The 11809-nt window shown below is 44.8% G+C and carries 16 protein-coding genes and 1 pseudogene; 11 read left to right on the top strand and 6 right to left on the bottom strand.

What is annotated here, in order from left to right; genetic code table 11:
* Nucleotides 1-6 precede the first annotated feature (6 nt).
* Together IE163_RS18000 and IE163_RS13140 are read right to left on the bottom strand one after the other, a co-directional pair.
* Nucleotides 7-198, bottom strand: a pseudogene (locus tag IE163_RS18000) (histidine kinase); the annotation flags it as partial.
* A gap of 12 nt (nt 199-210) precedes the next feature.
* The gene (locus IE163_RS13140) at nt 211-702 is read right to left on the bottom strand and encodes a hypothetical protein (RefSeq protein ID WP_189433444.1); all 492 of its coding nucleotides are present in this window, start codon (nt 700-702) and stop codon (nt 211-213) included.
* A gap of 151 nt (nt 703-853) precedes the next feature.
* Between IE163_RS13140 and IE163_RS13135 the strand changes: the two genes are divergently transcribed.
* Nucleotides 854-1762, top strand: coding sequence for a pseudouridine synthase (locus IE163_RS13135; protein ID WP_189433443.1), 909 nt, complete (start codon nt 854-856; stop codon nt 1760-1762).
* Here the strand turns inward: IE163_RS13135 and IE163_RS13130 are convergent.
* The 4 genes from IE163_RS13130 to IE163_RS13115 all read right to left on the bottom strand — a co-directional run bounded on the left by IE163_RS13130 (nt 1759) and on the right by IE163_RS13115 (nt 6166).
* Nucleotides 1759-2208: a YaiI/YqxD family protein gene (locus tag IE163_RS13130; protein ID WP_189433442.1), complete on the bottom strand. Its 450-nt coding sequence runs from the start codon at nt 2206-2208 to the stop codon at nt 1759-1761. The genes IE163_RS13135 and IE163_RS13130 overlap by 4 nt on opposite strands.
* A 51-nt stretch (nt 2209-2259) precedes the next feature.
* Nucleotides 2260-4002, bottom strand: a complete 1743-nt coding sequence (aceK, locus tag IE163_RS13125) for a bifunctional isocitrate dehydrogenase kinase/phosphatase (RefSeq protein WP_189433441.1) — start codon at nt 4000-4002, stop codon at nt 2260-2262.
* Between the two features lie 10 nt (nt 4003-4012).
* Nucleotides 4013-4633 carry a CAP domain-containing protein gene (locus IE163_RS13120; protein ID WP_229833566.1) on the bottom strand — a complete coding sequence of 207 codons (621 nt, stop codon included), beginning with the start codon at nt 4631-4633 and terminating at the stop codon, nt 4013-4015.
* A 105-nt stretch (nt 4634-4738) separates the two neighbouring features.
* On the bottom strand, nt 4739-6166 hold the full coding sequence (locus IE163_RS13115; protein WP_189433440.1) for a YfcC family protein: 1428 nt from the start codon (nt 6164-6166) through the stop codon (nt 4739-4741).
* 553 nt (nt 6167-6719) lie between these two features.
* Between IE163_RS13115 and IE163_RS13110 the strand changes: the two genes are divergently transcribed.
* The 10 genes from IE163_RS13110 to IE163_RS13065 all read left to right on the top strand — a co-directional run.
* Entirely contained in the window at nt 6720-7013 is a 294-nt protein-coding gene (locus IE163_RS13110; protein WP_189433439.1) for a hypothetical protein, read from the top strand.
* A complete protein-coding gene (locus IE163_RS13105) occupies nt 7007-7480 on the top strand; it encodes a hypothetical protein (protein ID WP_189433438.1) in 474 nt (157 codons plus the stop codon). The genes IE163_RS13110 and IE163_RS13105 overlap by 7 nt, the downstream gene beginning before the upstream one ends.
* A gap of 234 nt (nt 7481-7714) precedes the next feature.
* Nucleotides 7715-8038, top strand: a complete 324-nt coding sequence (locus IE163_RS13100; protein WP_189433437.1) for a hypothetical protein — start codon at nt 7715-7717, stop codon at nt 8036-8038.
* A gap of 103 nt (nt 8039-8141) precedes the next feature.
* Complete coding sequence (locus IE163_RS13095; protein ID WP_189433436.1) at nt 8142-8699, top strand: hypothetical protein; 558 nt, start codon at nt 8142-8144, stop codon at nt 8697-8699.
* 107 nt (nt 8700-8806) lie between these two features.
* Entirely contained in the window at nt 8807-9178 is a 372-nt protein-coding gene (locus IE163_RS13090) for a hypothetical protein (RefSeq protein WP_189433435.1), read from the top strand.
* Nucleotides 9179-9280: 102 nt separating this feature from the next.
* The gene (locus IE163_RS13085) at nt 9281-9673 is read left to right on the top strand and encodes a hypothetical protein (protein ID WP_189433434.1); all 393 of its coding nucleotides are present in this window, start codon (nt 9281-9283) and stop codon (nt 9671-9673) included.
* A 75-nt stretch (nt 9674-9748) separates the two neighbouring features.
* Entirely contained in the window at nt 9749-10069 is a 321-nt protein-coding gene (locus IE163_RS13080) for a hypothetical protein (protein WP_189433433.1), read from the top strand.
* A 108-nt stretch (nt 10070-10177) separates the two neighbouring features.
* Nucleotides 10178-10762, top strand: a complete 585-nt coding sequence (locus tag IE163_RS13075) for a hypothetical protein (protein ID WP_189433432.1) — start codon at nt 10178-10180, stop codon at nt 10760-10762.
* A gap of 116 nt (nt 10763-10878) precedes the next feature.
* On the top strand, nt 10879-11337 hold the full coding sequence (locus IE163_RS13070; RefSeq protein ID WP_189433431.1) for a DUF4262 domain-containing protein: 459 nt from the start codon (nt 10879-10881) through the stop codon (nt 11335-11337).
* Between the two features lie 165 nt (nt 11338-11502).
* Nucleotides 11503-11809, top strand: a 307-nt coding sequence (locus IE163_RS13065; RefSeq protein ID WP_189433430.1) for a transposase, incomplete at its 3' end; no start/stop codon positions are given.

The raw sequence follows: 11809 nt of genomic DNA, 5'->3' as shown, positions 1-11809 counted from the left end.
ATCGCCAAAACGGGTTTTTTGCAGCTGTAGGTAGGCATTAATGGCTGCCAGTTCATCGGCGAGTTGCACCAGGCAGTCTGGTGATTTACTTAGCGAATAGCGCAGAAAAGTGGCCAATTGCTCCGACATGGTTTCAGCATCATCATAGCGCTGCGCTTCCAGTAAGGCACAGATGGAATTTAACGCATTAAAGGTAAAGTGCGGATTAAGCTACTGGCTTAGCGCCTGCAACTCCAGTTTCTGAATTTTTTTGCTCAGTTCAGCGTTTTGCGCCAGCCGGTGTACTTGTTGCTGATATAGAAACAGCGTGAGGTAACAGGCTGTCCAAACAAAAAATGACAGTATGGAGTTATCCAAACTTCCGATTAGCTGCCGAAAATCGACGACCTCTTTGCCTTTGAACCAGATCCAGCAAGCATTTTCTAAAGGGATATACAGGACAGCGATAAGGCTAACCCCCAGCAATAACCGCCAATGGTTAACGCTTTGTTGCGCCATCCGTTGATAGGTAAGCCATATTAGAATGGTTGTTAGCAACATGGCCAGTAGCTTACTGGCTAGCATCATAGCAAGATAACTAAGCGGGAAGGGTTTGTCTGACAACACGGCCAGTAGCACACTGCTGAGTAGCCCCAACAAAAAGATGGCTAACCAATAATACAGATTAAAACGGAGTAAGGTGCCCAAACTGACAATTGACATAGCCTGCCTTGCGGATTTCAGTGGCGGATAGTACAGAATTAAGCGGATAGTATAGAGGTAATTAGTGGTTTTGTAGAAACATCATGATAAGCGGATGAAAATCTGGGATGGGACATGATAAGCTGACAATTTTAACGAGCAGGTATCTTTAGTGTCTATCGCCAGCCAAGCTTCAGAAATTACGTTACCAGCAACGAATCAGGGGTGGCTGACGGTCTTGCAGTTTTTATGTAGTCAATTTCCTTTTATCAGCGAGGCAGTATGGCGTGAGCGTATTGCCGCAGGTAAGGTTCATTGGTTTAATGGCGCGACCATTGATGAGAATACGCCGTTTTTACCCAGCCGCCGTTTGTGTTATTACCGCGAAGTGGTAGCCGAACCCAAGATCCCCTTTGCCCATGGCATTATTTATCAGGATGAACATATTCTGGTTGCCGATAAACCGCATTTTTTGCCGGTAACGCCCGGCGGCGATTTTGTAAATGAGTGTTTATTGCAGCGGCTAAAAAACGAAACCGGTTTAACAGAGCTGGTGCCGGTGCATCGCTTAGATAGAGATACCGCAGGCTTGGTGCTATTTAGTAAAAATACCCAAAGTCGTGCCGCCTATTATCAGTTATTTAGCCAGGGGCAAATTGCCAAAACCTATCAGGCGCTAGCCAGAGTAGATGCGCAAATGGCGGCACTGCCGCTGCCTAAGCAATGGCAACTAACAAACCGGATAGAAAAAGCTGAACCACGTTTTTTAAATGCTATTGTTGCCGGGGAAGCGAACGCCCACTCGACGATTGAGCTACTGCAGGTAACGCAAGGTATGGGGTTGTTTCGGCTAACGCCACATACCGGCAAAACCCATCAACTTAGATTACATATGCAAAGCCTGGGTTGCCCGATTTTGCATGATGCGTATTACCCCACACTTAAACCGAAAAATACCAGCGACTTTAGCCAGCCCTTGCAGTTATTGGCGGCAGAGCTTAGTTTTACCGATCCGCTAACCGGTGCCGCACGGCAGTTTAACTCCGCGCAGCAATTACAGATCCCATCTTTAAATCACTAATGTTGCTGCAAAATTTTATCCAGTTGATTGGCAAAAGCTTGCCGGTCGCCCTGATTTAAGGTAGCAGGCCCACCCGATTGAATACCGCTGGCGCGCAGGGTTTCCATAAAATCGCGCATCGTGAGTTTTTGCTTAATGGTATCGGTGCTGTATAGCTCACCTCGCGGGTTTAAGGCTAAACCACCTTTTTCCAGTACCTCGGCGGCCAGTGGAATATCTGCCGTTATCACCAAATCACCGGGTGCGGTGCGGCGCACAATTTCGTTATCGGCTTCATCAAACCCTTTACTCACCACCAGGCTACTAATATAGGGCGATGGCGGCGTGCGCAGCGGCTGGTTAGCAATAAGCACTAATGGCAGCTTTTTACGCTCGGCCGCCCGGTATAAGATTTCTTTAATCACAGTAGGGCAGGCATCGGCATCTACCCAGATGGTGAACGACATAGTGCTTCTCTTTTTATTTAAGGCTAAAAGTAATAGAAAGCTTGAACTTTACTAACCTTGCCCGCTTTTGGCAAAACGATAACAAAAGCGCATAGGGTGCGGATAGGGGTAAATATCCTCCACTACACCCTGACGAATAGCATATTGCTTCTGCCGCCAATACACCGGATCCAATAACTCAGGGTGTTTGCTAAAAAGCATTTCCCGAATATCCGCTTGCGGTGTAACAAAAGTAGCAATTTGCTCGGGGAAAACATCGCCAGGTTCGGCCCAGCAAGTGGCTTCGGCATTAATGGCATCTTCAAAGGTGTTGGTTTTGGGTAAGGCCCGAAAATTCACATCCAGTAAATATTGCACTTCGTCGTAGTCATAAAACACTACGCGGTTGTGCCGGGTTACCCCAAAATTCTTTAATAGCATATCGCCTGGAAAAATATTGGCGGCAATCATCTGCTTAATGGCCTGGCCATAATCATCCATTATCTCGGCTTTTTGCTCCAAGCTTGCTTGCTCTAAATATAAATTAAGCGGCACCATACGCCGCTCAATATATAAATGCTTAATCACCACCAGATCATCTTCTAGCTGCAATGAGCCGGCAATACTTTGCGTCAGTTCTGCCAGTAAATCGGGGTGAAAGCGACTACGCGGTAATGCCACATCAGAATACTCCAGCGTGTCGGCCATGCGGCCAACCCGGTCATGCATTTTTACCAGCTGATAACGGGCTTTTACTGTTTTGCGATCAAAGGGTTTGCTCTCGGCAAACTTATCGCGGATCACCTTAAACACATAAGGAAAAGACGGTAGGGTAAACACCATCATTACCATACCGCGGGTACCGGGTGCCGCCACAAACTGATCTTTGCTATGGCCAAGATGGGCCAATAGCTCGCGGTAAAACTCGGTTTTACCCTGCTTATGCAGGCCAATAGCGGCATAAAGTTCCGCCAGCGTTTTATGCGGGATCAGCTCGCGTAAAAAGTGTACTAAGGCAGAAGGTACCGGGCATTCCACCATAAAATAGGCGCGTGAAAAACCAAAGATAATACTCATCTGCTGCGGATCGGTAAGCAGTGTATCTAAATATAGGCCCTGTTTAGCATCGTGTAGCAGCGGGATTATAAAGGGTTGTTGCCCCTGCGGGCTCACCAACCGACCAACCAGATAGGCGGCTTTATTGCGGAAAAACGGCGTGCGTAAAATATCCAGCCGCATTAAATGCACCGGAAAAGCCCCATGGCTAGACTGCGCAATAAAGCTGCGCACTATGCAGCGGATATCATGCTCTAAATCGATAAAAGGGGTGTTAAAACCAAAGGCGTCAATAATAGTACGAATACACTGTTTTAAGCCTTCTTCCGCCGGAAAGTAGCTTTGATACACCGAGGAAATAGGCGCAGGTAAATGTTGCTTATCTAAGGTTGATTCCACAAAAATATTTTGGTTATGAAAATATTTACGGGCAAACAGGCGGCAAAACACCGAGTTGTAAAAGGTTTCGGCCAGCTCAGCCTGCGGGTGAAACAGTAAAAACTCCAGATAATGCTGTTTTACCTCTTGCCATAGTGGCTCGTTTAAACACTCGGCCGGTAACTGCTGGCGCAAGGTACTAATGGTTTCATTAACCCGGGTATCATAAAATTGGATGCGCTCAGAGCTATCGCGCTGATAGGCTTGCCAATCGGCCTGCTCAAAGCGTTCACGGGCTCGCGCCGTCACCTGCTGAAATAGCCGAAAATGTTTACGAAAACCTTTTAGTATAATGTCGGCAATTTGCCGTGCCTCAGTCATGCATTACCTTTTAGGGATTGATACAGCCAAAATCAAAACAGGTCGCTACGATATCTTTAGCAGAGGCTTCGCGAGCAACATAGACGGCCCAGTATTCAACATGTGGGCTAGACCAATCATAATAGAAACCTACCCCCAAGTGGATCTGTTCTTGATAAAAAGGTAGCTCCCCCAACAAATGACTGCGATGGCGACTGGAGGATTTAAATGCCTCCCAAACCGCCTCCGCACTAGAGTAACCGCCGGCAACAGCTTCTACCTGATTACCAAAGGTGCCGCTATAAAAAGCTGGCAGCTGATAGCCTAATGCCTTCAATCGCTGATTAGCACCCAGTCCGCCAACATAATGATTAACGATGCCCCGGGCGGCCATGGCTTTGGCTTTATCGTTTGCGGCTTGCGTTAAAAGGGGATGACAATATAGCGTTGTTCTTTGCTGTTGAGGATCTTGCATAATCAACAGCGCAAGTTGTTGGGCTTGCGGATTTTCACCACAATTCCCTAGGTCGCTATGCTGGGTATGCGCTGCTGAGCGTTGTTGGTGCTGCGATTGTGGTAGTTCGATAGCGGCCGGGGCAGCCAAGCTGGGTGACGAAAAAAGGATAAGTAACACCGCTACAAGTATCAACAAGATCAGCTACCGCCCGTTATTAACATTAATAAAACGTTAAGCCGGTAGCTAGAGATTGTCAATTTAAAATTAGGCGCCTGCTGGCGCCTAATTTCATCTATAACGCTATTGGCTGGTACTGCTGTTATATTCTGCTGTGGTCGGTTGCACATCATCGCCATAGTCAAATACTACGGCCAGCACCAATACCACAGAGGCGGCCAGCATTAATTTAATCATTAGCGGCAAGCAAAAACGGAACCAGTGACCGTAAGGGATACCGGCGATACCAATAATCCCCATTAAAATGGCATTGGTTGGAATAATCATATTAGAGAAACCATCACCAAACTGATAGGCCAATACCGCTACCTGGCGGGGGATCTCTAACAAGTCGGCCAGCGGCACCATTAATGGCATGGTGACATACGCCTGACCACTGCCAGACGGAATAAAGAAGTTAAGCAGGGTTTGAATAATTAACATACCCACTGCGGCAACTTCCGCACCGACATAAGACAGTGGTAACGACATACCATGCACTAAGGAGTGCAGCACCTGACCATCTTCTAAAATCAGTGAAATACCGCGGGCGACACCAATTAACATAGCGGTGGTGGTAAGCTCCATAGCACCTTCAATAAACTTTTTCGCGGCAGTATCGGCAGACACTTTACCAACTGCCGTTACAAATAAGCCCCAGGCAATAAAGGCTGCGCCAAGTTCATATAGGTACCAGCCATTAACGCGGATGTTATAGGCTACCACGCCAATCGTTAATACGAAGCTTCCCAGAATCAGCCGGTGCGCAATAGTCAGCTTGGGATAATTTACCGCGTGTTTATCACCCAGCGGGCAGGGTAAATCTTTTACCATCGAGTTATTGGGATCGGCAATAACTTTTTGGGCATAGCTCCACACATGATGAAAGCCAATCAATACAAAGGGTAAAAAAATCGCGGCGCGAAGCGGCCAGCCAGATAAAATAGGGATATCAGCAATTTGCTGAGCAATAACCAGGGTAAAGGGGTTAACCGCCGAGATACCATAGCCAATGCCATAACCGGCAACGGTCATGCCCACTGCGGTCATGGCATCTAAGCGCATGGCTTTACAAAGCGCCACTAAAATCAGCACAAAGGGAATATATTCACCGGCGGTGCCGATAAAGCTAGAGGCCATAGCAAAGCAGAAAATCACCATAAAAATCAGCATCTGCGGTCGTGAGCCAAAACGCTCCAGTAAACGACCAATTAGCGCATCTACGGTGCCGGTAGCGCGAGCAATGGCCAGCACACCACCTAAAATCATTACAAAGAAAATAACATCCTGCGCCGAAGCAAAGGCGCGTGGTATAGCAGTAAGTAATTGCCAGGGGGTGAGATAGCTACGCTCTTCTACCAGCGCAAAGGTGCCCGGCACCACCACAGCCCGGCCATTTGCCATGGTTTCGGTAGCAAAAAAGCCTTGGGGTACAATCCAGGTGGCAATCATCGCAATCACCATCATGCTAAAGAGGAGCGTGAGAGTATGCGGTACTTTAAATTTTCCCATAAATTAACCTTAGCTGTGCGCTTAGCGCATTATTGTTGTGTTTTATATGTTGTTAGAGGATGGACTCCCGGCACAAAACCCCTGGGCCAAAAGGAGAGCAGCGGCAAGTCTAACCGATGCGCAAGGTCAGAACAAATACTGCCGTCGTATTATCTGCCATAGCTGGCTCAATACTGCACCGACCTGCATCAATAAGCGCCTGGTAAAGAGGAAGAACACAAAGCAGCAAACAGCAAGCAATACCACTTAACGCCCTCAGGCGGCGCTATTTCCCGGCCGGTAATAAAACACTACCGCTTAACTGTAATAAATAAGGCTGTAAAAGTGCCCAGTACTAAGTAATTTTATAGTTAACAGGTTAATCGCAAGGTTAAAACCCGCTTTCGCCATTTAAAACAAGACCACAAATAAAAAGCTATTGATTTACTAAAGGCTGTTGTTTAGTGTGATTGTTATTTACAAAAGATAGAAGGGCGTTTACACGGCTGGAAAGCGTGTGGGCTCCAAACTACTAAGTTGTTAGCTTTTTATAGGTTCATTTGTGGAGTCTTGAATGGTAGTAGAACACAAATGCGATAAGCTACCCAAAGGAGCTTATGTATTTAAAGCACAAGTAAGTTCCAGTAGTAAGATTGCATGGCTCTTGCATCTAATCCGTGAAGCGACAGAAGAAGATTTAGAAGAAAACCATTACCTTAACGAAGTTGGCGAAGATATATGGACAGTTTCAGCAGAGATATCGTTCTGTCCCTATTGCGGTTGTAATCTATATAATGGTCAACTAATTGAGGCTAATGGTGATTTTGTACTATATGATTCATCAGGTTGCAAAATGAGAAAGTGTTAAATTTAATTCGAAGCTCGCTAACAAGGCCAGGCAAGCGACGCCAAACAGCGGCGCGCCTGCTGGCAGCGTTAGCAGGTGTCATGGAAACTTTAGTTCAGCTTGTGGTACTGGTTTCTTTGCCAATTTACTTGGGTGTTCGGCATTATTCTGAGTATGAATCTTTTGATAACACCTTGTGGGGGCTTTCGGAAAAGTTTGCTACTGGACTTTTTCTAGCTTATGTATGCTTTTTCTTAGTAGTTGGTAAGGATTATCTGTATTCTTTGCAACAGTTTGGCGCAGATTACCGCAAGTTTAGTACATTTTTTGTTTACCCTTCTTTTAGCTTTGCTATTGCCATGTTTCCAAGGATAGCAGCGGAGTATTGTGATAACTATTTTGATTTGGCTGCAGCTGGTATGTGCAGGGTTGTTAGTATTTTCGGGTGGTTGTTCCTAGTATTTTTACTAATCATAGTAGTTGTGTAACTCCGCTTGCTTTAAAGTTATTAGGTTCCAGCTATTTCTCTGTATCGTACTTGGCTGGTTAGACTTTCAATTAATGAGTGCAGTGGCTTCGGTCAACATCGCGTGGCGGCAAAGCCGCGAAAGTGTTGTGTTTGCTGCTAACAAGTTACTGCACCGGAAAAATTACTCGCTGGCGCTCCCAATTTTCCGGTGAGCAATGCGTTATGTTTTTTGTCATGTGGAAGCCTGAGAGTGTTGAGTAAAATTAATATCAAAAAAACATTGGGTATTATGCTTGTCGGTGTGATTGCTTTTGCAGCTTATTACGAGTCGAATATTGCCTACGATTATCTGAAAAAAATGTCAGTAGCAATAGAGGTTTACGAATCAATCATTTTAGAATACGAGAATGCAGCCGAAGTTGATGAGCTAAAAATGAATGAGCTTAAAGGACAGTTGGCGGAGATTGATCCAAGGACAGCTGTTTACAAAGCTTCCATGGGTTTCAGTTCAACTCTTGGCTTATTAGCAGTTTTATTTGCTGTTATAACTTGGTTCCGGCGTAGTGAAAAAACATAACAAAAAAATATTATCGCCAGCAAAAAGCGCTGGCTGCGACGTCAACCCGCTGCGCGGCTTTCCGCGCTAAATTTGGGCGTTATGTTTTCTCAGGGGGCTTTGAATGCTCGAATATCTGAAGTTGCTTGTTGACCTTATTGGTCACATTGCTTGGCCTGGGCTGATATTGTTGGTTGTATACCAATTTAAGGACGAGCTTCCCGCTTTATTGAAGCGCATTAAAAAAGCAAAAGTTGGAAATGCTGAGTTTGATTTTACAGAAGCTGTTACTGAAGTTAAAAACCTCGCATTTCAAGCCGGTATTAGTATTTCTGGAATAAGTGGTTTATTTAGTAATCAAGACATGATGCTGTTTAAAGAAGCACCTGAGTGGGCATTTATCAAATCGTGGCAAAAAATAGAAAGTCTGTTGCTCAGGTCAAACGTAGGTAAACCCAAAGCTTCCATTAATCGCATGATTGATGAACTTCTAAGTTCGTCTTTAATCGATAGCGAAGTCGGCAACCTAGTTGTAAAAATGTATCGTTTAAGGAACGAAATCGTTCACGCCAAAAATCCTGAGATCTCTCGCGGTGAAGTTTTGGAGTGGCTGGGTTTGTCTAAGAGTGTTCATGATCGATTAGAACAACAACTATCAAGTGCTGGTTTATTAAAAACATAACAATCAAATTTTATCGCCAGCAAAAAGCGCTGGCTGCGACGTCAACCCGCTGCGCGGCTTTCCGCGCTAAATTTGGGCGTTAGCTTTCAAATACGGAGTTCAGAAGTATGGCAACCACAGTGTTCTCAATCAGCCCGTTTCGTGACGTTCATGATATAGACGTTTCCACACGGAAGGGGCGCCGTTTCACCATTGATATCTACAAGAATAATGGGGGGTTTGATTCGGAAGTAACCGTATTGGATCGTGTTTCAAAAAGTCCAGGAAGTTGGCTATACAAGACTAAGCCGGCTAGCAATTCTGCCCAAGATAATTTCAGTGCAGCAATTCAGCTAGTTCAGGATTACCTTTCTCAAGTTGATCCACAGGATGTCATTTCAGACATTCATAATCCTTGTAATACGCCGTTCATCAGCGACACTGATCAAAACAGCGTGCTTGCCCAAAAGAGTATTGCTCTGAATGTTCGCGTCAACTAAAGCTAACAAAGCCAGTCACGGCGACGGCTTTTACGTTGCGGCTTTGCCTCCACTACAAAGCCGCGCGTGCTGGCGGCGTTATGCAGGTGACAAGGAGTGAGCGTGAAGGATATTTTTCGGTATACAGTTCTTGGTTCTTTGATTCTATATTTTGTCTGGTTCTTTTTGCCTCATGCATGGATATACCTATATGGTGAAGAAGAAATCGCTCTACTGACGTTTTCAAATTATGGTGCAAAGTTCAATGACAATGGCCCACTCTTATACATTTTTATGATTGCTAATGTCGTATCTTCACTAGGTCTGTTGCAATACAAAAAGTGGGCGAGAACTGCTTTTTTTGCTCTTACTGTTTTCCCTGTTTTTTTATCGCTAATTTCAGGTTTCTTAGTGTCACCACCTTTTGACACAGCCCTGGGCTATATAGTTACCTTATTAACAGGCTCAATTGTGAAAATGTCTTATTTAACGAGCGTTGGCGAGGATTTTAGTTAAATGCATAACAAGGCCAATCACAATCGCCCTTCGGGCTGGACGTCGCTGACGCTCCGCCTGTGTTGGCAGCGTTAAATGGCATTAAGCATGGACCGAGAAATCATTGCTAAAGTGGAAATAAACGATAAAGGTGAATTATTGCTGTCTTTAGCAAGTGGTGGAAACGCCATGTATCAGCATATTTATCGAGAGGCAGCAGGAGTTTATTGGGATCAGGACAATCATGGATTCAAGTCTACTCCAATAAATGATTGGTCTTGTGCAAAATGGTTTTCTCAAATTGTCAGTGTCGCCAAATCGGGCTTGCGTATTGAGTTAGTGTTAAGTGCTAATGTTGTTTGGCAGGATATACCTGAAAAGGACATAACTGAGATTGTGCAAAACCATGCCATTTAACAAGTTGCTTAATTTCGTTCCGGCCACAAAGAGCGCGGCCTCCACTGGACTGCCTACGCTACGCTGCGGCAGCCAATTAGCAAAGCGTTATACAAACTAGGTAAGCATATGGCATTTGAAAAGGAAGAACAGATGTATGAAATGCTTGGACGTTATGTCATTGCGTTTGAGGATTTTTGTGAATCTATTCGTTCACTCATCGTTTCCATACTACATGCTCAGGGTTTAAAAAATGATGCTGTACATGAAATCTTACTGGAAGGCTTAACCGCGGCGCCATTACTTTCAAAGCTGCATGCACTTGTCAATTCTACCGTGGCCAAAAATGAAGATGAAAGAAAGGTATTTTCTAAAGTGTTTAGTCAATTTCGTGAAATTCTTGAAGAAAGAAATGTTTTTCTGCATTCACACTGGCTCCCTTACGCACTAACTGAAGAAGATAGAACACAATTTCACTTTGATGGAACAAAGCTCGGTTTAAATAAAAGCGGAGCTTCTACCAAAATTTCTTCGCCAAAAGTAGAAGATTTTGAGCGCTCTATTAAGCGATGCAGAGAGGCAATGATTCAATTTTCTTTAATATCGCGGGTCGTTATTGGCTATAGACTATTGTCTGAATGTTTTGAAATTGAAGGTAATAAGTTAAAAGTAAAGCATGAGGCTCTTAAGCCAATAAGCGTGAAAAATGTATAACAAACGTATTATGTCGCCACTTCGTGGCTGGGACGGCTTACACTACGCTCGTTCCTCGCTACGTTTCAACCGCCCCATATACGGGCGTTAGGGTAAGAACAGGTTCAAGGATGGTCATGAACAAAGCTGAAATAGAAATTACAGATAACATCAAAAAACACGGCTGTCATGTGACGTCTGTTTTTGACCGGAAAGGGGAAGAGCCCAGATTTACTTACACCATCGGTGTCTACCAAGAAGAAAATCAACCGGAGCTCATTATTGTTGGTCTAAACCACGAACTGGGTGCGTGGATCGCTAACGAATATAACCGCCGCATTCAATCCGATGAAATCTTTCAGGAGGGTAATTATTACTCTGGATTTCTAGATGGATTTGAAGTTTGTTTTAGAGTCGTCGCTGAAAAATATAAAAGAGAATTCATGCTTTCTTGTAATTGGTTGTATAAAGACACCAACTACCCTGCTTTACAGCTCATTTACCCATCGGTAAATGGAGTTTGGCCATGGCATAAAGATGCTTCAGAAAATTTTAAATCACTGCAGCCAAGTTTTCAGGATATATCAGCATGGTGAGCCCTAACAATACGCAGCACTCGCTCCCTGCGGTCGCTGGGACGTCAACCCGCTGCGCGGCTCGCCGCCCGTGTGCTTTGCGTTGAGGCTGTAGAAAAACCTCTTTTCACGCGATCGAGTTTGTGATCAAATAGCGTTGTCTGGTCAAAAAGTGGACAGCGCCTTATGCCTAAATACATTCCTTACGACTACAACCAAAATGCGATGGTGGTGATTAATTATCTTGATCAACTGCAGCCTGGCACCTTTGAACATGCCATTCATTACCTGATTGATAACAAGCTGGACTTGTCGATATTTCACTGCAAATACCAGAATGAGGACAACGGTCGCCCTGCGTATGATCCGGCTGTGCTTTTGAAAATCATTCTGCTCGCTTACTCCAAGGGTATTACCTCGAGCCGTGAAATCCAGTGGTGCTGCGAAACCAATATCATCTTTAAAGCGTTGTCGTGCGATACGGTGCCGCACT

It is taken from the genome of Alishewanella longhuensis, from assembly GCF_014653435.1.
In the GTDB taxonomy this organism is placed as follows: Bacteria; Pseudomonadota; Gammaproteobacteria; order Enterobacterales; family Alteromonadaceae; genus Alishewanella; species Alishewanella longhuensis.
The sequence above is the reverse complement of the archived record's forward strand: the minus strand, read 5'-3'. Positions and strand labels throughout refer to the sequence as shown.

Excerpts from the sequence above, each read along its gene's own strand:
- IE163_RS13140 (WP_189433444.1), bottom strand. The coding sequence starts at position 702 with ATGTCAATTGTCAGTTTGGGCACCTTACTCCGTTTTAATCTGTATTAT.
- IE163_RS13130 (WP_189433442.1), bottom strand. The coding sequence starts at position 2,208 with ATGTCGTTCACCATCTGGGTAGATGCCGATGCCTGCCCTACTGTGATT.
- aceK (WP_189433441.1), bottom strand. The coding sequence starts at position 4,002 with ATGACTGAGGCACGGCAAATTGCCGACATTATACTAAAAGGTTTTCGT.
- IE163_RS13115 (WP_189433440.1), bottom strand. The coding sequence starts at position 6,166 with ATGGGAAAATTTAAAGTACCGCATACTCTCACGCTCCTCTTTAGCATG.
- IE163_RS13110 (WP_189433439.1), top strand. The coding sequence starts at position 6,720 with ATGGTAGTAGAACACAAATGCGATAAGCTACCCAAAGGAGCTTATGTA.
- IE163_RS13095 (WP_189433436.1), top strand. The coding sequence starts at position 8,142 with ATGCTCGAATATCTGAAGTTGCTTGTTGACCTTATTGGTCACATTGCT.
- IE163_RS13090 (WP_189433435.1), top strand. The coding sequence starts at position 8,807 with ATGGCAACCACAGTGTTCTCAATCAGCCCGTTTCGTGACGTTCATGAT.
- IE163_RS13080 (WP_189433433.1), top strand. The coding sequence starts at position 9,749 with ATGGCATTAAGCATGGACCGAGAAATCATTGCTAAAGTGGAAATAAAC.
- IE163_RS13075 (WP_189433432.1), top strand. The coding sequence starts at position 10,178 with ATGGCATTTGAAAAGGAAGAACAGATGTATGAAATGCTTGGACGTTAT.
- IE163_RS13070 (WP_189433431.1), top strand. The coding sequence starts at position 10,879 with ATGAACAAAGCTGAAATAGAAATTACAGATAACATCAAAAAACACGGC.